Source organism: Bacillus sp. NMCC4, assembly GCF_002998555.1.
Taxonomy (GTDB): domain Bacteria; phylum Bacillota; class Bacilli; order Bacillales; family Bacillaceae; genus Bacillus.
This window is the reverse complement of the sequence record NZ_PVRA01000011.1, coordinates 31,972-57,025: the sequence shown is the minus strand read 5'-3', so window position 1 is coordinate 57,025 and position 25,054 is coordinate 31,972. Positions and strand designations below refer to the sequence as shown.

Sequence of the window (25,054 nt, the reverse complement as noted above, 5' to 3'; positions counted from 1 at the left end):
AAAAAAACACGTCAGGCGTTGCTCCGTGCACTGCAAAAACGGAGATATACCACAATAAGCGTTCCTTGCTACGCTTGTGGCGAATGGCGAGGACGGCCATAAACGGTCCGGAGAATGTGGAGAAACCACTAGGTTGCTTGGCGCACTACGGTGCGGGTAACCACAATCAAGCTTTTATTTTGCAGGTTGTAACTAAACGATTTGCGTGAGAGAACACAAGACAAACTCATAAAAGTAAGCATGTAGGACAAGCATTGCATGTAAAAAGGTTGTGGTGAGTGAAAACTCGTCGATAAGCAAGGCTGTACTGGAAACCTCAGCTGTCTCTATGACGCTAGTTTACGCTATCAGATCGATTACTTATGTTGTCTGTATTTTTTTATGCAGACAACATAGGTAATCGAATTTCGCGCCTGTTTCCTAGACTATCAGCTATTCTGCTAGTTCGCTTGTTGTAAAAGTCAAGTAAAATATGAAAATACTGCGAAATTCTTTAAAAACCGAATGGTTTTTAAATACCTTTTTGAAACGGTTTTTGAGCATAATTCGTAATAATTGTCAAGAGAACATAAATTGAAAAAATGTAAAGTGATTGTATATTTACTCGATGATATGTATACTTCGGTATATAATCATGTGTCCACACTGTGGGCTATATTAGGTGGTGTAGAGTTGAAGAAAAAAGGAGAATCCCCGATTATTAAGTTTAGAGCACCTACTTTAGAGCAAAGAATGCTTATTGACATAGTTAAACACTATAATGATGTGAAAGATCCATTAAATTCGTATGATAAGTCTAAAATTTTGAGAATGTTAATTCGGAAAGAACATAGAGAAATATTTGAGTAGTTAAGTATTCCTGTTTTGTTAAAAAGTTCTTTTAAAATTATGGCATATTTGGGATAATCAGATCATCATAAATAGATTTTTAGGAGTCATTGGAAGGGGAAAAGGTATGTTCTCTGCACAAAACAAAGCGTCTTCTGCCTATGTAGCCGAAATTATTAATGAATGGAACAATGCAATATCATTAGGATCGCGTGATGAATCACTAAAATATCAAAATAAAGTTGAAAATTTGTTAGACATTATGGAGGATAGTATTGAAGTTGTTTCCTTCTTCATGTTAACTGATTATTATCATGGAACGGTCTTTAATGTGAAGGTGAATACTTCTGCGAACAGTTTGAAAAACATCTTCTCCGATGGTAATTTTGATTTATGGAGAGAATACTATAGTGTTTACTTTAAAGGGCTTATTGAATTTGAAAAAAAGCAATTTACTGAGGCAATTAATTATTATGATTTAGCAGAACAAAAGTTAAGTGTAATACCTGGAGCTGATGAATTAAAGTTTGCTGATTTCCATTATAAAATTGCTGAAGCTTATTATCAAATCGATCAATATTTATTTTCAATTAGTCATGTAGAAGAAGCCAGGAAAATATTTTTAAAACATAAAGAATTTCAATATGAGGCAACTGAATGTGGAATATTAATTGGAGCGAACATGTATGATATGAAACGTTTTGAAGCAGCCCACAAAAATTATCAAGAAGCCTTGACCGAAGCAAAACGTTTTAGATATGATAAACTTATCTCTAAAATTTACCACAATCTTGGGTTGATTCATTGGCAACAAGAAGAAATGGATAAGGCAATCGCGTATTTTAAAAAGGCCCTAGAGGACGAAATTTTTGAGAAGAAATATGGTGTTCAACCAGTTTATATGATGTCTTGGATATTGTATGGATTGGGTGACAGAAAAGAAGCGTTTAAGCTGTATGAGGTTGGTAAAAAGAAAGCAGAGGAAACTAATAATACGGAATTTATGGCAAAACTAAATATTCTGTACCATACTTATGAACAAACAGATGTCAGCAAAATATTGACTGAACTATCTGTATTAGAAGATTTAAACACATGGCCGGATTATTCAGAAATCACTGTGCGTACAGCTAGTTATTTCGAGGAAAATTCGGATATTCTAATGAGCCATAAGTTCCTTAAACTCCACGCTTTTGCCAATACTCAAATAAAAAAAATTACGGAGGCGTTAGCATGAAGAATTTGAAAAATGTTCTTTTAGCGGTAAGTGCTGCAGCTGTCATTACTGTACTCACGAATGCGTATTTATATCAAGAACAGATTCAAGTTGCAGTGAAGGCAATTACTTGAATTTGTTCTTGACTCTCTTTATGAATTAATTATAATGGGTAGTGAAGACTATTACAATAGTCCCTGTTGTATATTTAAAACTTGGCTAACTGTCTTTGTGATAGTTAGTCCTTTTTATTTGATCCATTCAGATAGTGATAAGCGTTCTTAATTCTTAATAACTCAATATATTTTATAACATCTTTAATATCACTCTCACTTAAACCTGTGACATTGAATTCTCTTATACGAGTTGATCCATTATCCAATTCAATAGCGTCTTGTGCAGGAGAATCATCAAATCTAAAAATGTTTAACAAGTCTCTATTTGGTATCTCTAATGCAGTTCCTATTTTCTTAATAGTTTTATATGCAGGTTTTTTTTGTCCAGATTCTAACATTGAGATATAAGAAACTGACAATCCTGTTTCTGAAGCTAGTTGCGTTTTTGTCCACTTTTTCTCTTTTCTTTTTTCCTCAACTATTTTTGCAAAATCAAATTCTTCATCCAATTTCGGTACACCTCATTCACCTTTGATTGAGTTAATAATTCCAGCAAAATTTCACTAGTGGTGAAAAAATTCACTTTTAGTGAAAAAAGTTCTTTACTAAAGTGAAAAATAGTGCTAATATACAATCAAAGCTAATCTTGGTAATCTTTATAGTAGTTGGGTATAATTATCTATTGGCGTAGATAGTTTTAATAATACTGACACGGGATTACTACATAATAATATACTTTTTTGAGAAATTTTACAATTTTTCTGTATTAATTAGGAAAACATAACAAAAAAAGGGCGATCAATAAAAAGGCTGGTAACCAATTTATTGATATAGCTCACAAAAACAGTGGCATCTGTTGAGTGAACTTGCCCCATTGTTGTATTAGACATACAACACTACCCACTATAATTATTTTTAATTACTTTGTCTAGTGTGTAGTTATATGTTTGTCTTTACAATTTTTGGAGCTGTCAGTCATTATGCCTGGCAGCTTTTTTATTTAAGGAGGATCTTTTGTGAAAAAGAAAAATGCAAAAATGATGGATCTTGAAATGACAACTAAAGATATAACTACAATTGGAAAGTCTATCAAAACATTTGATGGTAACGTCTATGAGGTCTGTGGAACAAGTGTTGTTAATAGTATAACAAAAACCATTAGACCGATAAGTGAAATTTTTAGGTATGTTAGAAATGTGAAGAATGAAGATGGGATTATAATTGCAAAAAGAAAGAACAAACATAGTAAGCTTTGCTTCACTACCGAAATTATTAGAAAACCTCAAAATCGTCGGGGGCATTCTGGATCTCGTGATTTAATGTTCATAGCAACATCGTCCAGTATACGTAAGGCACCAAAACCTAATCGTAACTGTCGCGCTAAAGAAGTTGGAATCCTGCTAGAAGAAACTGTTTTTGATAGCAAATCGAAACTTCAACAAGAATTAAATAAAGCTGGTGCAAAAAAAGTGTCATTCTATGAAACATCAGTTGGTACTGTAGTTGTAGCTGATCCGTATAGTTTGCTAGCTGAGTATAAGAAAAAGTAATCTTTAGATCTTTAAGAACACCAGGGTTTGCACGTTTGTTAATGAACTCTATGTTTATTAACGATTAATTGAATATTAGGATTTGCCCTCCTCCAATGGTATAACAGCCATGCAATACTGTTGGGTTAATATTCTTCTTGCTACGAGTTTATAGATAGCAAGTTTGGCGGACATTGTCAGATTTACTTTTTAGTAAATACTTTGCTGGCATAGAGTTGGTGAGTTACAACTGCTATAAACTCACAAAAATCGGGCTTACAATCATTAATAAACGTGTGTACCTTGCTTTTTTATAGTAAAATAAAGGTAAAAAATAGCAAAGGGGATTGTTACTGTGCGTTCTAAAACAAAAAAATGGATTGTGATTTCATCGTTATGCGTGCTGACAATTGGCAGTGTTGGTGCTGCTATTAGTTTCAAGGCAGCGGAAGCTAGGACGAAAGCTGCTGAAGCAAAAGTACAAGAACAAGCTGCTACAAATTTATCGCGTAAAGCTCATGAGGTTGTAGGGAGTCTTTTTAATTCAAAAACAAACACTCTAGCAAAAAATGTTACATTGAAAGATATTACAAGTGCAAGAAATAAAGTAGAAAAACTATCAGATCAGAATGAAAAGAAGAATCTGTTAGAAAGGTTAGATTATGCGTCACATCTTTTTAATGCAGAAACATCAATTGATAAAATCATTAAGAAGGGTGTCATAGTCACCGGCATTAATTCAGAAAAAATAAATAGTGCAGAAAAAGCAGTGCAAAAAATTGACGCATTTGACCATAAGGTATTCAAAGAGCTTTTCTCAAAAATTAAAGAAGCGATCAAACAAGTAAACTTCATTGAAAAGACCGAAACTCAATTAAAAAAGGTGAAAACAAAAAAAGAATATGATCAAGTAAAACAACGAATCTCTAAAGTGAAAAACAAGGAGGTTCAAGATAAATTAAAATCTGATTTGAAAAAGGTTGAAAAATCAGTAGCTAACCCAAAAACTCGTCAAGATGGGTCTTCTCCTAGCAAAGCTCATTCTAATGATAATAAGCAAGAAGAATCAGTTTCAAATAATGACGTTTATAAAGAACCTAATTATGGTGCAAGCAATAAAAAGAGTTACACACCATCATCTGGAACTTCTAGAGGGTCAGATGGTTCGAGTTCATATAGAAATAATTCAAATTCAAGTAATTCTAAAAAACCTATTCAAAAATCAAAACCAATCCAAAAATCAAATCCTAGTCAGAATAATGCTAATAGGAATGTAAGCAAGCCAAAGACTGATTCACACTCAAACAATAATAAACAAGATTCTATTAACAATTTCGTCAATGATTTTAATTCAGGCAACTATGAGAAGACTGGATCAGGTAATAATGGTACAGGTAATAATTATGATGTATATGAGAAAAAGTAGTTTAGTTGGGATGACAATGAGGGATCATTCTGAAAAGATTCAATCAAATAATTAATTTCATCCTAAAATTTAGACAAACATCAATAAACGCCTTAAAAATATTTCTTTGGTCATTGGTCATATTGTCAATAGGTGCAATCTTCATCATTCCAACTTTAGGGTACGGAGAAAGCATGATGGAAAGCTACAATCAATGGTACGTGGTAATAACATTAATTACTCCAATTTGGTTTGGTCTAATAGTTTTTAAAATATATATGGATAGATTAGAAGGACAGAAATTGACGTTTAAAAAGGTTATGTATCTAATTGGTTCTCTTTTATTAACTTATAATGTGATTTTTCAATTAGCTACTTGGGAATCAATAACCGGTAAATTCACGGTCGCTGTTTACGTTGTTTTGATAACGTTGCTGCTGTATTTAATAATTTGTTTGTGTGATTTAATTCTCTATGCTTGGAAATTTTGGAAGGCAACGCTTAATTAATATGTGAGGCAAAAAGAGTCTAATTTTAGGCTCTTTTTTCTTTTTTAAAAACGTATGAAGAAAGGTGGTGAGAACAAATGATGGGAATGTTGGCTCTCTCTCAATTGCTCTTGTTAAAACAACAGGCAGAAAAAAAGGGATCATCAATTATTGTAATCGATCCAGCAGGAGAATTAGAAGGTATAAAGCAAGATTTAAGTTTAACTGAACAGCAAAGAGAAATTCTGGTCAAAGCCATTAACTTATTTGAAAAGAAACGAAAGGATGTTTAGAAACAATGGGAAGACAAAACATCGGCTATTCCTTTGCCATTACAACATTTTCAATCGTTTTAACAGTCTTATTTTTGTTTAGTAATGCAGATAGTGCAGCAGCAGCTAGAGCAGAAGCAAAAGGGCCATATTCATGGACTGATCCAGGTGGCATCACTCACAGTACCGCATTAATCAAAATAGGCGATAATATCGTTTTCTGTATTGATCCTGATATACCAGCACCATATGGAGGACACAATTATAAATCAGGCGAACGACAGTATGATGATGCTGTGAAAGCTATTCTATATTATGGTTATGGAGGTGACGGGAACGAGCTTGGAAACACAATGACAGATATGGTTAAGACTTATGTGGCTTTGAATAACTGGAAAAGTGGTAAAAGAACTCAAAGCACATACAGTAACCAAGATAAAGAAGTTTGGTCGTTGATTCAACACGCAAAGCGCGGTGATGCACCTAGTTACCAGGTTAGTTTTCAGAAGAAAAATCTAAAGACTACTTTGAATGGAGAGAATCAAAAATCAGAAGTGAACAAGCTCCAAGGTAAAGGATCTGTAACATTAGAATTACCCAAAGAAGTGACCATAAACATAAATGGTAATAAGAAAACCGGCGGTAAGGTTACCATTAAGGATGGACAGAGTTTTTATTTTACTGCTCCTTTAAATTATGGATCAACCTTTAAAACGGGCAATGTCAATGGGAAATATAATGAATTAGCTTCGCTATTATACATGCCTAACTCAACGAATTACCAGCGTTTAATGGGTAGTGTATTGGTAGTGGATCCTATAGTTTCTGCTGGATTTAGTGTTGAGTTTGAGAAACGCCAATCAACAATAACCATAGAACACCGTGACATTTATGATAACACTCTTCTTGAAAGCAAAAATGAATTGAAGACGATCGGTACCAAGTATAAATATCAAAGCCATAAAGAGATTAAGAAAAATAATAATGTATATGTACCTGTCAAAAAAGAGATTAAAGAAGGAACTGTTGGGGTTAATAATAAAAAAATAGTCTTTTATTATAACTTAAAAAGGGATGTAACTGTTTTACACAAGGATAACAGAGATAAGAGGTTATTAAAGAAAGAGGTATTTAGTAAGCTGCGAGGTGAAAAATATTCTTATGGGCCAAAAACAAATTTGAAAAAGGGCGAATATACTTATCGGCCAATTAAATCCGATAAGGTAGAAGGTCAAGTTGGTAGCAAGAATATAACAATCACTTTTTTTTATGACGTTCCTCTAATTAAATTAGAACTGAAAAAGCTTCAAATCTATACAGCAAAAGCAAATACTGGTTTACCTGTTAAAGTACATTTAGGAAAGGTAAACATATACCCAAATGATACTCCAGGCATGAATGACGCAAATATGAACTTGAATCTATATCAAGGTGAACAAAAGTTAGCAAGTAAAGAATTCACAGCAAAAGACATACCGAAGTTAGTGGAATTCAAGATTGAATCAAAAAACTTGAAAATCAACTCAAATAAGCCTTACACGGTGAAATTAGAAGGTTTTAACCAAAATGATATAGATGTACTAACCAACGCATCAAGCTTAACTACACATGGTTTTACGAGTTCTGAGAGGGTAATTACTGCAACCCCTGAAGAAAATACTAGAGTGAGTGAAAAAGCTGTTGTAATGACTGAAATCACTCCTACCACTAAAGAAAAGAGATATTACGAAATTTTCAGGTTTGTTCTATCTGATATACCTACCATGAAGACTGGATATGGGTTTGAAAAAGAATTTGAGTACACTTATCAAAATGAAATAGGACAAAAATTTAGGGATGGAGATTTTCATTTCAATGTACCTTCTAAACTTATAGATAGTTACTTGAAATATGATAAGAGTAGGGTGCCATTTGAAAAAATCAAGGAAACCTCAGAGAACGAAGGTGATGTTATAACAACGACATCTTTATATGCTTTACCGAAAGTGTATGTCGAAAGAATGACTGGAAATTTATTTTCAAGCAAGGACAATGATCCAAGATTGAAACATGAATTAATCGATGGCGGCAGAAAATTTTATCTCCCTATCTGGTTGGAACTGGGCGATTATAAAGTTATTACTGAATCAAACAAACTAGGTGTAAACCAAGTAATGTTTGAGATTTATGACAATATAAACGTCAAAGCTTCTATGTATGCAACAAAAGATTCTGAAACTATTGATGAAGATGAAATTCTTTTGCATCCTGTAAACGGAGACAATCCATTTCCTTCAGGTTTACCTGATGGTTGGACAATCGATGATATTAAATGGATTACAAAATAAAGTAACTAAGCCTCATTTCCAGTGAGGCTTTTTAAAATTTCAAAAGGTGGTTTTTAAAAATGTATGAAGTATTTGCCAATCTGATTATTGATCACAACCTAATTGTTCAAATTGTCGCAGCAGTGGTTTTATTATATTCCATTGTAATGCTGGTTACTGCGCCTAAAAAAAAGGAAAAGCAGCGAGTTTCTTATAGAGTGCTATTTGGTTTGTACACAATTATGCTCGTTCTATTGAATGTCTTTATCTATTGGGTTGGTCATAGATGAAACAAATTGTAATAATTATTTTAATTGTTGTTGGTGCTGCAGGCTTGATCTTTTCCTTTACTTATGGGAAAGAGCATTTGCGATACAATTCAATGATGTCAGCAATTGACGAATCCATGCGGATCGCATCGATAAAAAGCTTGGATAACAGCGCAAGGGTTAAAAGTGGAGAAGCGCGTATCTCTGAAGAGATTTTTGAAAAAACGTTTAAAAAACAAATGAAAATTAGCTCAAATTATAAAATTGATAATAAAAAATATCTGTTTGAGTATTTGAAAACTGATGATGGTGCTATAAAGGCTATTAAAGTAGCTGTCTATGATGATAAAGGTACGATGTACCCTAGAACTTATGTGGCGAATATCAGTAGCAAAAAGTAGGGAGGAAGAAATGAATAAAGAACTAGTTGCAAAAGACGTAATCAATGGCCTCAAAGCAGATTTAAGAAAGAATGATGCTGGATTATTTATTAAATCTTTTGAAGATGAAAGCAAAAAAAGTGAATTAATTGATAAACTGCATGAACTGGCACCTGAAATTATGTCAGATCCTGCAATGAAAGAGTACGTCATTCAGGAATTAATGGGGTTGGGTTTAATTGAAAGAATTAAAAAGGATAAAAGCGTTACAGACATTGGATTCAATGGAACAGACTTAATTGTAGAGGCCAATAATAAGCCTAAAGAGAGATATGATATTGCTGACATCCCAACAGATTATTTTGATAGGTTAATTCAATCATTTGCGACTGATGAGGATAAGGAGTTTAATTCAAATCATCCTATTTTAAGTGCTGCAGTCGATGATATAAGGTTGAGTGCAGTTCATCCTCATAACGCGCATTACGGGCCTACACTTTCAATGAGGGTATTAAGTAAAAGATTAGTCATTGATGATAATGCATTTGTGGAGATTGCTTCAGAAGAAGTTTCCAATCTTTTAAAAAGCTTAATCAAAGTTGGGTGTAGCACTTTAATAGCTGGCCCAACGGGTACAGGGAAAACTGAATTGCAAAAATATCTAACAAGTCCTATCCCATTTGAGGAACGTATTATAAGTATTGAAGAAGAAATGGAAACTTTCATGAAGGAACTATATCCAGAGAAGGATATTTATTCTTGGAGAACAAGAGAGAATTTAACGCAATCTGATTTGATTAAGGCAGCTATGCGTAATCACGCGGTTTGGATTATGCCAACTGAATTGCTTGGATCGGAGGCATATGAGGCTGTAGAAGCTACAATTACGGGGCACCATGTAATAAGTAGTTTACATTCTAGTTCTACTAAGACAATTCCAAGAAGAATGTTCTATATGGCTGGACAAGGCAGAAATATAAATGAATCAACATTTCTTCAAGATTTCTTTGACGGTTTTCAAATTGGTATTCATGTGACAAAAATTTATATTAATGGCATTCCATTTAGATATATTGATGAAATTGCAGAGTATACTCCAAAGCAGGAAATTAACATTTTATTCAAGAAAAATGTCTTGCATGATGGAAGGGAAAGAATTGAGTATGGCCGCATATCTTCAGATCTAGAATTAAAACTTTCTGACGCAGGTGTTCAAATTCCTTCTTGCTTTGTAGACCCAATAGAGGAGAAGGTTTTATGAAGCAGAGAGGGCGCTTATTTAATTTAGAAGAGTTAAATGCCTATAAGATTGCCTATGGTGAACCGATTAAAGGTAAGGATATTTATCGAGAGATATTTATTCCATTTTTAGTGGCTGCTGGTCTTGTTTTTTCACTCTATTACTACTGGTGGTTATCGTTACTAGCTGGATTTGCAGCTGTTTTTTATTCTTTTAAAGTTGGTTTGCCGCGAAATATAAAAAAGGCATACTATTTGGATTCGTTTGAAGAAAGGAATAGATTTGTTAATGAAATGACTCAATTCTTATCTAATGAAAATCTTACGGTCCAAAGTGCATTGAAATTATACACTTACCGAGCAACTGGAGAATTCCAAAAGGACCTGTTGTACTTGGAAGGAGGATTACGTGATGCGACTAATCAAGAGAAAATTAGTCTATTCAACGACCTTCGGAAAAAGTATTCAATGGATATTCCCTTTGATATGTTTGTTGAACAGTTGTTAACGTCAATGCTGGAAGGTAGAAGAAGCAGCGAATCAATGATGGAGATTACCAAATATCATAATGAAGTTAAAGAGATGCAAAAGAAATACATTCGAAGAAAAGATAGACATGAAAGAGAATTTAGACTTTCGGCAATGTATGGTGTAGCAGTAATAGTCGTACTCACAGGATTTCTAGGGTGGGACAAGTTTATTGATGCGTATGCTCATACACCTTTTAGTTGGGTTTTCAGTACAATTTATCTTATTTATATGGCAAAACTTTATACGCGAAAAGAAAGCCAAATGGCAGATGATAATGTGATGGAGGTAACACTTTGAGCAAAAAATCAATATGGCATACATTTGCTGAACCCGACCTATATGAGATGGTACTTAAAATGGGTTATACCGAGAAGCATTTTTTGTCCTTTCAACGAAGACGATTCTTTAAATCTTGTTTAATTACATTAGCTGCAGTTCCCCCTGGTTTACTAATTAATAAGCTATGGTTTTTGTTTATGATTGTTTTGTTTTTTTATGTTTGGTTTACCGATTACAAGAAAGCAAGGAAAGAGTATCAATTCTTTTTGTTTAAAAAACAATTGGTTTTTGCTAAGTTTATGCGAATTGTTCTCCCATATCTTAAAGACAGGACTAACAATGTCTATTCAATATTAAAGAATATTGTAAGAAGAATCGATGATGTAGTCGATAATAAGCCAGATGAGTTAGAATTGAAAAAATCCTTAGAAAAATTACTTTTTGATATAAGGATGTATCCAGGATCAATTGAACCTTATAAAAGATTTGCAATTGAATCAGGTGGAACTGATAGTGCTGTATCATTTATGACAATTCTGTATGATTATGAACAACAAGCTACGGATGAACAGGTTATAAATGAGCTTGGGAAAAAGGCAAGTAATGAGTTGTTCGATGGGATTGATGAGATTGTAAGAATTAAACTCAATAGATTTGCATTCTTCCCAACGAAAATCACACTAGCGCAATTTATAATCTTTATTGGAGTGATGAGTGCTGCAATTTATGATTTATTAACTAATTTGAATTTTGAATAGGGGGTGTGTTCATGGATGAACAAAATGTTACATTAACGAATATGATCATAGCATTCTCTCTTTTGTTTTTCGGCATCTTATCAGCTGCAACAATTGCCCTGCCCTTTACTCAGGCAATTGATATGAAAAGATATGTAAATGATCAAATAGAAAGGTATGGTGGGCTAACTAATGATGCCCAAAACCAGATAAAGTTGTACAGTGAAAAAAATTTTGGAGGAAAGTTTACTGTGGTTAGTCTATCAGGAAATCAAAAGGCGCAGTTTGGAGAAGAGATTAATTACAAACTAAAGGGAGAAGCTGAAATTAACTTTTTTGATCTTCCATCAATACCTTTTGCATTGAATGGTAGCGCGTCATCAAATGTAAGAAACGTGAGGTGATCATAATTTTTGTAGGCAATATAAAACGTTCATTAATTTTTATTGCATTGTTATCATTTTTAGCTGGTACGGTTTATATTGTGGGCGAATTTTTAGACGAAATGCCAGAATTGGTTGAAAAATATTATACTTTGTTGATACCTCGATAATACTTAAAGTTTAGGCGTAACAATGCAAAGCATTGTTTTTTTTTATGCCATTAAAGGGGGTGAGAGATTGTTTGAAGCCAACGCAGATCGTTCGATTCACGGAATTGGTTCAATCATTGTGGGATCATTGGTTATCTCAATAATGAGTGTCGCAATGCCGGAAGTTGTACAGCTAGGAGTGACATTCCTGAAGAATAAATTAAACACAGCAGTGGCGTAACAATGCAAAGCATTGTTTTTTTTATGCCATTAAAGGGGGTGAGAGGTTGTTTGAAGCCAACGCAGATCGTTCGATTCACGGAATTGGTTCAATCATTGTGGGATCATTGGTTATCTCAATAATGAGTGTCGCAATGCCGGAAGTTGTACAGCTAGGAGTGACATTCCTGAAGAATAAATTAAACACAGCAGTGGCGTAACAATGCAAAGCATTGTTTTTTTTATGCCATAAAGGGGGTGAGAGGTTTGTTTGATACAGAACAAATCCATTCCGCGCTGCAGCTACTAATATAAAAATGACCGGGGGAAGGTAAAGGTGAAGAAGAAAGTATGCAATCTGTAAAAATTACTGCGAGTTTGAAGGAAGTAAGGGACAAAAAGGTTCGGGTGCCGGTTGGCACTGATGTTCAAAAAAAGAAAAGGGTGGATGTTTATTGTAAAGATAACAATACTCTTCACCAATTTATAGTCAAAAACTTTGTTATTCAAAAGACATGCATTTTAATAAATTTAGCTTGAAGGAGGCAGTTCTATTGTTAAAAAAGCCGACTTCGAAGGAAGCACATAAAAAATCTAAAGACTATGCAACAATTACTTTAGAAAGCCAAGGACTAGACTTTGAAAACATCGTTGAAATTGAAGTAGCAAGTGAATTGAAAAAAAAACAGGATCTCAAAAGATTACACAATAAACAAATAGCCAGACGGAAGTTACATGCATTATTAAAATTTGATTATGCGCGAGTTTTAATTTTTCTCTTGAAAGTTGCTCTGTTGATTTCTATAACCCTTTTCTTTTGTAAATTGTTTTCAAGTTTACCTGTGAAAGAGGGTGTAGAGTTGCCTGGTTGGATCCAAACGACGCAAGAATACTTTAATAGAATTTATGGCTTTTTTAAAGGAGCAAAATGAGTAATTCAGATCGAATCTTAAAGCAAAAAAAAGTCTGGCTGTTGCTTGTAATTCTTTTAATCATGAGCTTATTCGTGATGATAACAAAAACGCATGAAACAAAGGTTGAAAAATACGGTGTTCAAGAAATTATTTCAGAAAATATGAAAAGTTACTCGCAAAAAAATGAGCATTATTTTGTCTTAGTTACTTGGAATAACTCACAACGAGTAAGATTATTAGACAAAATCAACGAAGCTGCGAATCAAGAAAAAGTGATTATTATGGATTTAAATCTAAATTCTTCTTCAATTCCAGTTAATTCATCTCAAACCGATTTTGGAGTTGATATAAATCAAAAATTAGACAGCCTAGCTTTCTACTCGAATGGAAAAATGAAAGACGAAATATCACTTGTCAATATTAAAGATAGTGAAGACTTTCAATCGGTCATTAACTTTATAAAAGCAAACAAAAAATAAAAAGGAGTAGATCATGAGTATTTCGCCTAAAGATAAAAAATTGACAAGGGAATTGGCAATGCGAATCTTACAAGTAAAAGGTGAAGACCATTCAATATGGCTTCACGAACAATATAAAAGCGTTGTAGAAGAAAATCAAGAGGTTATTTTACAGGGACTTAGTTCACTTTCTTCAAATACAGATAAAGGAAAAGAGGAATTTTAGAATGTTAGATCTAATGTTAAACTCACTTAATAATATGTTACTAGGTGATGCTATGAGTGATCTTGTAAGTTCAGGAAAGAGCTTTTTAAAATGGCTGCAGATCGGTGCTATTGTTGCTTCAGGTATTGCCTTTTGTTTTGGTGGTTATTTGTTAATATTAGGTGGGGCAGGAGGTAGGCAAAAATGTATTCCCTGGTTCATAGGTGGAGCTGTCGGATTAGTTATTGTTATGGGTGCATTAAAGCTAGCACAAGCTGTTGATTCTAATATTAAATTTTAAGCTATACCTACGGGTATAGCTTTTTTTAAAATTAAAGGAGAGAATATAAGATGTTATTTGTTCTGCACAGGAACCCTCTAGATAATGAAAGTGGTAATGTTATATCATTTGCTGACGCGGTTTCTGTCACTTCCAGGTATGAAAAAAAATCAAGGGAACAGAAAGAAGAAATAGCTTATGACTTTACGTTACTTAATGAAAATCAAGACGAGTTATATGATGGAACTATGCAGTTGGGGTCCGGTAAAGCAAATGATCTGTATGACCATATTGTGAAAAAGCTTAATGAATTTCCTGTTAAGGATGATGAACAAAGGAAAGAAAAGCAAATACTTTTAGAAAAAATGAAGCAGTGTCTCCCAAATGATTATGAATACGACGCCAATAAGGGAAAGAATTTGGATCTACAAGAAGATAATCAAAGGAAAAAAGTTTTAGGCATATCCTTGATGGTCATTCAAAAGGTAACACTAATAATGTGTTGTGTTTTGATTGTTTCGCTTATTGGCTTTGCAGTTTATAGCCAGTTTTCATTAATCACCAAGGATAAAATCATAACAGACTTAAAAACAGAATTAAGACATGAAAAGAAAAAAGATGATCAACAAAAAAGTCAAAGCGAAAAACTTAACGATTTACAGAATAGACTATCAAATCTCGAAAAAAACATTCAAAAAAAACAAAATGATTAGGTGAGTGCCTTGGTTAAAAAGGAAATATTAGCACAAAAAAAAGTGCTCATCCCTTTGTGTGTCTCAGTAAGCTTACTTATCATAATGATTTCGAACTTCCTATTACACATGGTTCTCCAGTTAATTTCTTCTTTAGGGAATATAACCGGGCCTTTAGAGTTTAATTTATCAGCTGCTTTTTTAATTCAAACACCTGTTTTAAAATATCCGTTTTATTATTTGATCGTAGGCGTGTTTATTTTGATAGTAAACATTAAAGTGGTATACGACATGAAAACAAATTTTGCAGCAATTGCAACGGATGAAAAAGGGTCACAAAGATTTAGCACTGAAAAAGAACTTAGAGATCAATACAAGAGAGTTCCATTAAAGAAGGAAAAATATAAAGGTAAAGGTGGAATTGTAATATCGAGAAGTTCAGATGAGCTTCTAATAGATGATGGATCTGTGAATAACTGTATAATAGGGACGACAAGAAGTGGTAAAGGTGAATTAGTTGTATTCCCAACAATTGATGTTTATTCAAGGGCTGAACATCAACCGAGTTTAATAATAAATGATCCAAAAGGCGAGTTATTCACTGCTTCAAAGAAGACATTGGAAAGTAGAGGGTATCATATTGAAGTCTTGAATCTTTTAGATCAAGATGAATCTATGAGTTATAACTTATTACAACTAATCAAAGATGCTTATTTAGCCAGAGATTTTTCAACGGCTCAAATGTTGTGTAAATCTCTTTCTTACTCACTTTATTTTGACCCAAAGGATCCGAAAAATTTCTGGGCAAGTTCTTCTATGAGTTTATGTAATGCCATAATATTGGCAGTTATAGATAAATGTATTAAAGAATCAACACCTGAAAAAATAACAATGTACACAGTAGCAAACATGTTGTCATCATTAGGATCTAAAGAATTACCGCCACTACGTAAAGGTGGGGAAACAAGAAACGCTTTGGATGTTTATTTTCAAAACCTACCAGATGGCCATGTAGCAAAAAATATGTACGCCACAAGTAACTTTGCAAAAGGTAACACAAGGGGAAGCATATTTACAACTGCAATGGATGGTCTATCATTCTTTACTTTTGATTCAACGGCCAGAATGACCTCTAAGAATTCCATTGATTTAAAAAAAGTTGGATTTGGTAAGATGCTGGAGGGTGTTGCAGAACCAAGGACTAAAATAAAAGTAACATTTCCTGATGGATCTAAACTAAACGTAAAGGCGAATGTTAGTGGCCGGTGGATATGTAATTTCACGCAAAATATTCAGGAAGGCGATATTTTATTAGTCAATGAAAAGAGGTATTTAATAAAAGAGATTAATAAAGACACAGGTGAGACTTCCTATGAAATTCAATCTGGTCAAGATAATACTTCAACAAACTTACTTCAGGTAACTTACTTCAATAAGCCGATTGCTATTTTCATGATAACACCTGATTACGATGCTTCTAATCATGTAATTGCTTCTATTTTTATAAGGCAGTTATATTTTGTGTTATCTAAAAATGCTTCTTTATCTCGTAGTGGAGAATGCCATAGGGAAGTAGTTTTTCTCTTAGATGAGTTTGGGAATATGCCGGCAATCGATAACATGGGAAGCATTATAACAGTATGTTTAGGAAGGAATATTCGCTTTAATCTTATAATTCAAGGATATGCTCAAGTAAAAAAATTATATGGGGAAGACGCTGACAATATTTTAGGTAACTGTGGTAACCACATCTATATTTTATCAACTGATCAATCAACTGTTAATAAGTTTTCAGAAATGTTAGGTGAAAAAACATATGTATTATCGTCAAGAAGTGGTCCTGCATTTTCTCTTGATAAATCTATCACACATAGCATAGATGGAAGGAGACTACTAACTCCTAGTGAATTGTTAGAACTGAAAATGGGGGAAACTGTCGTTATAAGATCTTTAAAAAGGAATGATCAAAAATTTAATCGAGTACGACCGAGACCTATATACAATACTGATAAAACAACCATGCCTTACAGATATGAATATTTAGCTGATGATTTTGATACAAATCAATCTATTTTAGATGTAGATATAAATTCAATTCATTACAATGTTAATCCAATGGATTTACTCATAGATTTCACCGGTGATCTGTATTCAGAAAATTCAGACGAATTCACAGAATTATTCAATGCGATTGAGCAAGGTGTTGCTGAACATTTGGCAAGTAAGGATGAAAAAAGGAACATAGCCGATGAACAAACTGAGTCCATAAAGGAAGTTGTACAACTAAATAAAGAGCCACATGAAGAACAGGAGAATAAGAATTTATCCCTTTCATTGACTATTGATAATTGGCAAGACTACAATGTTGAACAGTTTTTTGTGGATGATATTGTAACACTCCAATTAATTGAAAGGATATCTGATCAAAATAATATTGACTTAGTTTCAAGGTCAATGACTGATTTCCAAAACTTGTTGAAGTTATTGGCTCACTCAGATCGAGTTCAAGGAAACGTTTATAAAGTAATTCGTGGAAAAATTAAAGAAAAGATCGAAAACTTGAAGTAGCAGGGGAGGTATAAATGTTAAATGAAAGATGAAGAAATTCTTAAAATTCTAAAAAGATTTTCGGATATTTTAGAGGTTAGTAATATCCTAATGGATGTTCTCCGTTGGATAGGTTGGGCCCTTGTTAGGGGACTATCATGGCTAGTCGATAGTTTAGAAGGTATTACAGACAGTGTGCTTACTCTATCGGGTTTTTTCAAATATAAAGAAATAACAGATTTTTTAACCACAATTAAACCTGGTCTGTATATTCTTTTTGCGTTGTCTATTTGTTTTATTGGTTATCAGCTTATGTTCAACAGAAAAGGAAATAGAGATCAAATTGTGCCGGCTATTGTCATTGGTTTAATAACGGCAGCTTTACTCGGAACGGCCATGAGTAAAACAAATTCTTTTATACAGAAAGGTGTTGAAGTTGCCAAGTATGAAGAAACAGGATCCACTGCAAATAAAGTCATAAAAAAGAATTTAACCGATGTCTCTCTTTACGATAATAATGGTTGGAAAAGTACAGAATTAAAGAAAGAAAACAACATTCCTAACAAATATGCAAAAGATATAGACATCAATGAAAGGCTTGATGGGGACTTTCAAATGAATGGTGATGAAAAAATATCAAAGAAAGGCATAAAGGTTCTCGAAAAGAAGATGGCGTTTGACAGCCAAGGTAATCAAAGAATTCAACCATTAGATAGTGGTGTTATGGGATTCTTTAGTGAAAAGTATTATAGATGGAAGTGGGATTTTCTAAATACTGCAATAACCTTACTTGTTACTGCTGCCACACTTTTATTTGTATCAATAAAATTAGCTCGACTAGCATTCGAATTGGCATTTAATCATATTTTAGCTTCTATACTAGCACATGCTGATATTGCTTCAGGTGGACAGAAGTTAAAAGAAGTCCTAAAACATATATTTAACACATTTGCTGTAATTGTCTTCATCTTTATAAGTTTAAGGCTATACCTTAATTACTCTGATTACATATCGAGTAGATTAGATGGTGTAGCCTTTTTAATTGCGCTAATTGCAGGGAGTTTAGCCGTAATTGATGGACCTGTTATGTGTGAGAGAGTGTTAGGGATTGATGCTGGATTGAAAAGTGGATGGGGTACATTAGTTGGCGGTCTTGCAATGGCTAAAGGAGCTTCCAACTTAACCAAAAAAGGAGCTTCTATTTCTAAGAAAGGTGCAAGTATGCTTGCAACAGGTAGCCTTCAAACAGCAGCAGTCACAGGAGGTGCAATAGCAGGATTAAAAGGACAGAAAAATGGTCCTTCATTAGACGAAGAGATGAAAAAGAATAATAAGGGTAAACACCCCGCAAAAGATAATCTAAGTAATTCTGTAGACACCCAGCCAAGTCTTCAGTCACAAATGCCGTCAGGAAAACACCAGGAAGGCAATGAAGCAGCTGGAACGAATGTAGATGCGTCTCCAAGCCTTCAGTCACAGATGCCGTCAGGAAAAGATAAGGAAGGCGATAAAGCAGCTGGAACAAATGTAGACAAGAAGCCAAGCCTTCAGTCACAGATGCCGTCAGGAAAAGATAAGGAAGGCGATAAAGCAGCTGGAACAAATGTAGATGCGTCTCCAAGTCTTCAGTCACAAATGCCGTCAGGAAAACACCAGGAAGGCAATGAAGCAGCTGGAACGAATGTAGATGCGTCTCCAAGTCTTCAGTCACAAATGCCGTCAGGAAAACACCAGGAAGGCAATGAAGCAGCTGGAACGAATGTAGATGCGTCTCCAAGCCTTCAGTCACAAATGCCGCCAGCATACAGTGGGGAAAATCAAATTCATTCTAACAGCTATAGCCAACCTCCAACAATTCAGTCTGATGGTGGTACTATTTCTGCTGGAACTACCCCAAAAACAAACAGTCCTGTAACTAATCATCAAGTCAATTCAATATCTACTGCGGATATACCATTGACCAACCAAAATAGAACCGAGACTCGTACATTGGGGCAATATTTCAAAGAAAGTATTAAAAATAAGGCAGATAAAAATCCAAAGATACAGAATGCTAAACGAACATATCAACTTACTAAGAACACTGTTCAGAGTTTGCGAAATAAAAACAAATAGAGGGATTATTTCTCCCTCCCTCTATTAGTAAGGAGTAAAGATGAGATATAGAATACCAAATGAAATTAATTCAGAATTAAAATTAACAAGTGCTTTATTTTTATTCGATTTGTTCTTTTTGATTGGTGTACTTGGTTTTACAAGCTTATGTTCAAATTTTGTGCATGCAAAATTATCAATACCCTTTTATGTCTTTATGTTAATCGTTGGTGTGATATCGATAATTAGAACACCTCTTAACCCTAAAAAAAGAATGTATGAAGCTCTATTTTTAGCTTTGATCAGGGATCGAAATAAATATACGTCAATTGATAGAGAGAATTGAGGTGATATTCATTGGCTGTATTTAATGAAAGAGAAATGGAGAAAAAGAAGAGTTCTAAAATTAAGCTTCCTAAGCTAAAGAAAAAAACAAAAAAATCTCTTGAAAAAAAAGCTGTAACTTCTAAGCAAAAGGTTTTAAAAGAAAAGAAGAAAAGAAACCAAAAGCTTAGTTATTCAATTGTTGAACTAATGAACGAAAGAGATATTACGGATGAAGGTTATGTTGTTTTAAGTGACGGCAATTATGCTGAAATATTACAAATAGAAGGTAAGGACGTTCATTCGCGCAATGAAGAAGAAACTGCGATTGATATAAGCGCGCTGGCCCAATTTTATCGATCTCATCATCAAGGTGTCAAAATTATTTCTATGAATTTTCCAGTCAACACAACAATTCAAAAAAATCATGTGAATAAACTGATTGAAAAGTGTGATAACGAAAAATTCTTAAAGCAGCTGCATAGAAAAAAATCTGAGCTAGAAACAATAGAGTCAAAGAGAAATAATAGAGAGTATTTTTTGGAGTTGTTCTCTAATTCAAAAGAGACTCTTGAAAGCAAAGTTATAAACGCAAAAAGGATCCTTTCGAGATCATTGATGATACATGAAATTAATATTAATAAAAAGATTGACTTGTTATATAAGTTAAATAATTTAAACTCAAAAGTTGAAAATCGGGGTGATGAAAATTAAAGTCCTTGAACGATATATACGTCCGAAAAATGATGGAAGTAAACAAGGTTATAACAGCCAATTTATTTCAAAAATTCAACCACAAGGAGGCATTAAATTCAAGGAAGCTTTCATTAGAAAAGGAGATGGCTTTGAAACCACTATTCATATTTATGAATACCCAAAACTGGTTAATCGTTTTTGGCTAGAACCGATTATGAATTTTGAAGGAGCAACTACAACCCTGGATATAATAACTGAAGAGAGAAAATCAGTTATTAAAGACATTAATAAAAGTTTATCAGAGCAAGAAAATAGATATGAAAATGAAAAGCATCGCGTTTCACAGATGGAAGCAAGACATTCTTATGAAGAGTTAAGTGAGCTTGTAGAAGACATTTCATTGCATGGAGAAGTTATGAAAAGGGTCCATCTTCGGAGTTTTCTTTCCGCAAAAACAATTGCAGAATTAGAAGACAAAGTTAAAACGATACTGGAATATCTTGAAGAATATAAATTCAGGGGCAGCATATTCCTTAATGAACAAGAGTATGAATGGAAGTCAAAAAGTGCTCCTTATGAAACTCAAAATAAATACGCGAATAAAAGAAAAGGGAAGCCAATACCAGCCAATGCTTTAGCTGGAGGCTTCCCCTTTCATTTTAGCCAATTATCAGATCCCTATGGATTCTTCTACGGAACAACTCAGACTTTTGGTAACGTCTTGTTTGATTTGTTTCACAAGGATAAAAAGAGGAAGTCTTATAATGCAATATTGGTTGGTAAAATGGGCGCAGGGAAATCAACTGTTCTAAAAAAGTTAAGTGTTGATCGTTCTATTCGTAGTGATAAAATAAGAGGATTTGATATCACTGGGGAATATAGAGATGTTGTAAAAGAGCTTAATGGCCGTATGATTGCACTAGATGGTTCTGATGGTATTATTAATCCACTACAGGTATTTAAGACATCAGAATACGAAAGTGTTACTTTTGCTCAACATTTATCTAAGATGACAATCTATTATCGTAATATTGCTCCCGAAGCAAATGGTGATGAGATTAAAGAATTCGAAAATTTGTTAAGAAGGTTATATGTTATTAGAGGGTTATGGCTTGAAGGAAACAAGGATAATAGAATAAGTTCCTTACCTAAAGAAGAGTACCCAATATTTTCAGATTTTCTAGATCTGGTTCGCCAAGAATTATATGAAGACTTCGAATCGAAAAAGATGTGGGACAATTTAAGCGTCCCTAGAAAAGAAAGGCTAGAAAGAATAGAGTTAACGATAACAAATTTAATTGAGAGCTATGGGGGGCTTTGTAATGGAATCACTAGCATTGAAAACTTTGATGACGAACAAATCGTTTTTTTCTCCATTAGGAACTTATTGCAATTAAAACCTGAAATAAGACAAGCTCAACTTTTCAGTGTAATTAATTTAATTTGGGATTCTATGCTGAAACATGGGTATCCACAATTTGAAGCGTTTAACAAAGGAGAATTGAGTTTTGAGGACGCTATTCGATTCCTCTTTATAATGGACGAAGCGCATCATGTTGTAAATGCGAGAAAGGGTAATCTGGAACTTCTCAATTATTTATGTATATTTGCTAGAGAAGCGCGAAAGTATTTTGGTGGAATGATTTTTGGTAGTCATATGATTAGAGATTTTGTTCCAGAAGGTAGTGGTTCAGAAGAAGTAGAAGCAATTAAAACGTTATTCGAATTAGCACAGTACAAGCTAATCATGCAACAAGACAGTAATAACTTAGAACAGCTACAAACCATCTTTAATGGGCAATTAAGTAACAGTGAGTTAAATGAAATTCCATTCTTGGAAACAGGAGATATGATCCTTGTTATCCAGGGTGTGCAGAATATTCGTTTCTCTGTTGAGTGTTCAAGTGAGGAACTTGAACTATTTGGTGGAGGTGCATAAGAGAATATGAAAATCATTCCGAAAAAATGGCTCCTGTTTGGTATAGGGGCCTTTATTTTTTTCCTGATAATTTTGTTTGTTGGAATGTTTTCAGTGCTGTCAGGTGGATTATCAAATAAACAAAACGATTTTTCCTATTCTGAAAGTGAAGGAAAGGCCAATGTGTCTCCAGAGGTTGAACGTTATAGATCACTTGTTGCTAACTATGCTAAAGAGTATGGGATACATGAACATGTGGATTTGATGCTCGCGTTAATGATGCAAGAATCAGGAGGGCGTGGGCTGGATCCAATGCAAGCAAGTGAATCGAAATGTGGAAGAATTGGTTGTATAACTAATCCTACTGAGTCTATAAAATATGGAGTCAAACATTTCAAAAGTGTATTAGAAAAAGCGAAAGGTGATATCAAATTAACACTTCAATCTTATAACTTTGGTGGTGGTTTTATAAATTATGTTATGAAGCATGGGGGTAATTATACGAAAGAACTTGCTATAGAATTTTCAAGAATGATGTATCAAAAAGTTAAACACACAGGCAATTATTCATGTGTAAGACCAGAGTCAGCAGCTACAGGTGCATGCTACGGAGACATAGGATATGTAGACGCTGTACTTAAATATTTTGTTGGGAATTCTACTCAAGTTGGAGAATTTAAAAATTCAACGTTAAAACTGATTATGGAAGAAGGATTGAAATATAAAGGACGGCCATATGTATTCGGTGGGTCCAATCCTATTACTGGTTTTGATTGTTCAGGATTAATGCAATGGATGTTTAATAAAGGTGGCATTTCATTACCGAGAACTGCACAACAACAATACAATGCCAGCAAAAAAATTAGTAGCAGCGAAGCGAAGCCTGGTGATTTAGTTTTCTTTGAGAAAACCTATAACGCTGGCGTACCAGTAACCCATGTAGGTATTTACTTAGGTGATAATAAATTTTACAACTCGAATGGTTCAGGTATACAATACTCAACCCTTTCGGGTTATTGGAAAGAACATTTTTATGGATTTGGAAGGATTGCTTCATTTAACTAAAAGAGGTGAACAATGACTTGAAAGGGAAAAAAATTCTGTTTTTCTTGCTGGTTGCCATAAGTGTTATTTTTGTTATTAGCAACATATATTTTGGTGCAAAAAGTGACGGAATTAATTTAAATAGACAACTCAGTGAAGAAATTAAAGCGAAAGACAATGAGATTAGTCAATTGAAGAAAGAGATTAAAAATGCCAAACCAAGTGAACAAGAAAGAGAAAGAAGGAGTATCCTAGCAATTACACAACGCTTCATTGAACTCTCATATGTCCAAAGCAAAGATGGATATGAAGAAAGAAAAAAAGAAGCTGAGAAGATTATGGCGAGTGACCTATTAGAAAGGTTTTATCCATCTGATCGGTTCTATCAAGATCACGTTAGCAGCAATGTGAAAAACATAAACACGTATCTTAAAACAAAACAAAACACAGAGAATAGTATAGATGCAATCGCTGAATTTGATCATATACTTTCTGAAGAGCAAAATGGCACTACTGTAAATACGAAAATCTACGTCAATGTATCAATTAAGAAAACAAAACAGGGGTGGGTAGTTAATAATTTGAGGGATATTTACTCTCTAGAGGAATAGATCAAAATTGGAGGGAAAAAGTTGTTTAAGAAATTGAAATCAAGTGATTCATTTAAATTAAACACAAAAAAATCAAATGTTTACTACTCTATTATGCTATTCATTTTCGTGGGTCTAGCATTTTTTTTTGTCTCAAAACCACTTCTGGGTGAGGATGATCCAATTTTAAATACTACACTAAAAACTGATATCTCAATGAGATCTATGGACACCGTTTCGATTGAAAATTGGGAGTATGATTCAAAACAAAATTCGATGCGTGTTCAATTAAATTTTAAGCAGGTGAATAACACTTTAATGGATGATATTACTTTTGAAGCTGTTGAAAAAATTAATCCAGCAAAGTTATTACCCGTTAAAGTAGTGTATAAAGAAACTGAAAACTATATTATTGAAATCAACCATGTTAGTCCAGATTTTAAAGTTGTAGCATTAGATGTTGTTAACAATTCAGTTGAAGATAGCGATTATGAGATAGACATTAATCAATTTGAAAACAGAGAAGAAACTGATCAAGAAAATGCAAAAGAGTCCTCTAAATCAATTGAAGTAACATTGTATGCTGATCAAAGAAAAGTGAAGAAGAGCGCCATCAAAAATAAAAATAAGACCGAATTTGCTCTAGAAATAATTGATGCAGAACAAGAAAAAATAACAGGGAAAATCAAAGAGATAGATGCAGCATACTTAGCTCTAAAAGATGAAGAAAAAATGTTACAGCGAAAAATAAGAGACATTTCAAATGAGATGAAATATCTCGTTGATCAAGAAAAAGAAGAAGCACAATCGAACATTTCGTCAATGAAAGATGAAATTAAAAATATAAGCGATAAAGAATTTTTGTTAGAGTCAGACAAGAAAATATTGATCGAAAAAATCGAGAAATTAGAATTGAAAAAAACCGATATTAACAAATAAAAGAGCA

General features: G+C 33.6%; 27 protein-coding genes. 26 read left to right on the top strand and 1 reads right to left on the bottom strand.

The window, feature by feature from the left end; genetic code table 11:
• Positions 1 to 955 precede the first annotated feature (955 nt).
• Positions 956 to 2,065 carry a tetratricopeptide repeat protein gene (locus C6Y02_RS17135; protein WP_106031815.1) on the top strand — a complete coding sequence of 370 codons (1,110 nt, stop codon included), beginning with the start codon at positions 956 to 958 and terminating at the stop codon, positions 2,063 to 2,065.
• Positions 2,066 to 2,282: 217 nt separating this feature from the next.
• Here the strand turns inward: C6Y02_RS17135 and C6Y02_RS17130 are convergent, their stop codons facing one another.
• A complete protein-coding gene (locus C6Y02_RS17130) occupies positions 2,283 to 2,669 on the bottom strand; it encodes a helix-turn-helix domain-containing protein (protein WP_106031814.1) in 387 nt (128 codons plus the stop codon).
• Between the two features lie 507 nt (positions 2,670 to 3,176).
• Here C6Y02_RS17130 and C6Y02_RS17125 point away from each other — a divergent pair.
• The 25 genes from C6Y02_RS17125 to C6Y02_RS17005 all read left to right on the top strand — a co-directional run bounded on the left by C6Y02_RS17125 (position 3,177) and on the right by C6Y02_RS17005 (position 25,047).
• The gene (locus C6Y02_RS17125; protein WP_106031813.1) at positions 3,177 to 3,710 is read left to right on the top strand and encodes a hypothetical protein; all 534 of its coding nucleotides are present in this window, start codon (positions 3,177 to 3,179) and stop codon (positions 3,708 to 3,710) included.
• Between the two features lie 334 nt (positions 3,711 to 4,044).
• On the top strand, positions 4,045 to 5,115 hold the full coding sequence (locus C6Y02_RS17120) for a toxin Cry1Ac domain D-VI-related protein (RefSeq protein ID WP_106031812.1): 1,071 nt from the start codon (positions 4,045 to 4,047) through the stop codon (positions 5,113 to 5,115).
• A gap of 565 nt (positions 5,116 to 5,680) precedes the next feature.
• Positions 5,681 to 5,875: a hypothetical protein gene (locus C6Y02_RS17110; RefSeq protein ID WP_106031810.1), complete on the top strand. Its 195-nt coding sequence runs from the start codon at positions 5,681 to 5,683 to the stop codon at positions 5,873 to 5,875.
• A gap of 5 nt (positions 5,876 to 5,880) precedes the next feature.
• Positions 5,881 to 8,181, top strand: coding sequence for a thioester domain-containing protein (locus tag C6Y02_RS17105; RefSeq protein ID WP_106031809.1), 2,301 nt, complete (start codon positions 5,881 to 5,883; stop codon positions 8,179 to 8,181).
• A 59-nt stretch (positions 8,182 to 8,240) separates the two neighbouring features.
• Complete coding sequence (locus C6Y02_RS17100; protein WP_106031808.1) at positions 8,241 to 8,450, top strand: hypothetical protein; 210 nt, start codon at positions 8,241 to 8,243, stop codon at positions 8,448 to 8,450.
• Positions 8,447 to 8,830: a hypothetical protein gene (locus C6Y02_RS17095; protein WP_106031807.1), complete on the top strand. Its 384-nt coding sequence runs from the start codon at positions 8,447 to 8,449 to the stop codon at positions 8,828 to 8,830. The genes C6Y02_RS17100 and C6Y02_RS17095 overlap by 4 nt, the downstream gene beginning before the upstream one ends.
• 10 nt (positions 8,831 to 8,840) lie before the next feature.
• Positions 8,841 to 10,070, top strand: a complete 1,230-nt coding sequence (locus tag C6Y02_RS17090) for an ATPase, T2SS/T4P/T4SS family (RefSeq protein ID WP_189318278.1) — start codon at positions 8,841 to 8,843, stop codon at positions 10,068 to 10,070.
• On the top strand, positions 10,067 to 10,876 hold the full coding sequence (locus tag C6Y02_RS17085) for a hypothetical protein (protein WP_106031805.1): 810 nt from the start codon (positions 10,067 to 10,069) through the stop codon (positions 10,874 to 10,876). Before C6Y02_RS17090 ends, C6Y02_RS17085 begins: the two co-directional genes overlap by 4 nt.
• Positions 10,873 to 11,616, top strand: coding sequence for a hypothetical protein (locus C6Y02_RS17080; protein ID WP_106031804.1), 744 nt, complete (start codon positions 10,873 to 10,875; stop codon positions 11,614 to 11,616). The genes C6Y02_RS17085 and C6Y02_RS17080 overlap by 4 nt, the downstream gene beginning before the upstream one ends.
• Positions 11,617 to 11,627: 11 nt before the next feature.
• Entirely contained in the window at positions 11,628 to 11,999 is a 372-nt protein-coding gene (locus C6Y02_RS17075; RefSeq protein ID WP_106031803.1) for a hypothetical protein, read from the top strand.
• A 216-nt stretch (positions 12,000 to 12,215) separates the two neighbouring features.
• Positions 12,216 to 12,368, top strand: a complete 153-nt coding sequence (locus tag C6Y02_RS19370) for a hypothetical protein (RefSeq protein WP_189318277.1) — start codon at positions 12,216 to 12,218, stop codon at positions 12,366 to 12,368.
• A 46-nt stretch (positions 12,369 to 12,414) separates the two neighbouring features.
• Complete coding sequence (locus C6Y02_RS19365; protein ID WP_189318277.1) at positions 12,415 to 12,567, top strand: hypothetical protein; 153 nt, start codon at positions 12,415 to 12,417, stop codon at positions 12,565 to 12,567.
• 333 nt (positions 12,568 to 12,900) lie between these two features.
• Positions 12,901 to 13,278, top strand: coding sequence for a hypothetical protein (locus C6Y02_RS17065; protein ID WP_106031801.1), 378 nt, complete (start codon positions 12,901 to 12,903; stop codon positions 13,276 to 13,278).
• A gap of 77 nt (positions 13,279 to 13,355) precedes the next feature.
• A complete protein-coding gene (locus C6Y02_RS17060) occupies positions 13,356 to 13,739 on the top strand; it encodes a hypothetical protein (protein WP_142393583.1) in 384 nt (127 codons plus the stop codon).
• Positions 13,740 to 13,752: 13 nt separating this feature from the next.
• Entirely contained in the window at positions 13,753 to 13,944 is a 192-nt protein-coding gene (locus tag C6Y02_RS17055; protein WP_106031799.1) for a hypothetical protein, read from the top strand.
• 1 nt (position 13,945) lies between these two features.
• The gene (locus tag C6Y02_RS17050) at positions 13,946 to 14,224 is read left to right on the top strand and encodes a hypothetical protein (RefSeq protein WP_371930248.1); all 279 of its coding nucleotides are present in this window, start codon (positions 13,946 to 13,948) and stop codon (positions 14,222 to 14,224) included.
• 50 nt (positions 14,225 to 14,274) lie between these two features.
• Positions 14,275 to 14,916 carry a hypothetical protein gene (locus C6Y02_RS17045; protein WP_106031798.1) on the top strand — a complete coding sequence of 214 codons (642 nt, stop codon included), beginning with the start codon at positions 14,275 to 14,277 and terminating at the stop codon, positions 14,914 to 14,916.
• A gap of 9 nt (positions 14,917 to 14,925) precedes the next feature.
• Positions 14,926 to 17,463 (top strand): VirD4-like conjugal transfer protein, CD1115 family, encoded by a 2,538-nt coding sequence (locus C6Y02_RS17040; RefSeq protein WP_223256609.1) that lies wholly within the window; start codon positions 14,926 to 14,928, stop codon positions 17,461 to 17,463.
• A 21-nt stretch (positions 17,464 to 17,484) separates the two neighbouring features.
• Complete coding sequence (locus tag C6Y02_RS17035; protein ID WP_106031797.1) at positions 17,485 to 19,557, top strand: pLS20_p028 family conjugation system transmembrane protein; 2,073 nt, start codon at positions 17,485 to 17,487, stop codon at positions 19,555 to 19,557.
• A 40-nt stretch (positions 19,558 to 19,597) separates the two neighbouring features.
• The gene (locus C6Y02_RS17030) at positions 19,598 to 19,882 is read left to right on the top strand and encodes a DUF5592 family protein (RefSeq protein ID WP_106031796.1); all 285 of its coding nucleotides are present in this window, start codon (positions 19,598 to 19,600) and stop codon (positions 19,880 to 19,882) included.
• Between the two features lie 11 nt (positions 19,883 to 19,893).
• The gene (locus tag C6Y02_RS17025; protein ID WP_106031795.1) at positions 19,894 to 20,574 is read left to right on the top strand and encodes a hypothetical protein; all 681 of its coding nucleotides are present in this window, start codon (positions 19,894 to 19,896) and stop codon (positions 20,572 to 20,574) included.
• Complete coding sequence (locus C6Y02_RS17020; protein WP_106031794.1) at positions 20,564 to 22,495, top strand: VirB4 family type IV secretion system protein; 1,932 nt, start codon at positions 20,564 to 20,566, stop codon at positions 22,493 to 22,495. The genes C6Y02_RS17025 and C6Y02_RS17020 overlap by 11 nt, the downstream gene beginning before the upstream one ends.
• Positions 22,496 to 22,501: 6 nt before the next feature.
• Positions 22,502 to 23,539: a bifunctional lytic transglycosylase/C40 family peptidase gene (locus C6Y02_RS17015; RefSeq protein WP_106031793.1), complete on the top strand. Its 1,038-nt coding sequence runs from the start codon at positions 22,502 to 22,504 to the stop codon at positions 23,537 to 23,539.
• Positions 23,540 to 23,556: 17 nt separating this feature from the next.
• The gene (locus C6Y02_RS17010) at positions 23,557 to 24,129 is read left to right on the top strand and encodes a hypothetical protein (protein WP_106031792.1); all 573 of its coding nucleotides are present in this window, start codon (positions 23,557 to 23,559) and stop codon (positions 24,127 to 24,129) included.
• A gap of 21 nt (positions 24,130 to 24,150) precedes the next feature.
• Entirely contained in the window at positions 24,151 to 25,047 is an 897-nt protein-coding gene (locus C6Y02_RS17005; RefSeq protein ID WP_106031791.1) for a hypothetical protein, read from the top strand.
• Positions 25,048 to 25,054: the final 7 nt, after the last annotated feature.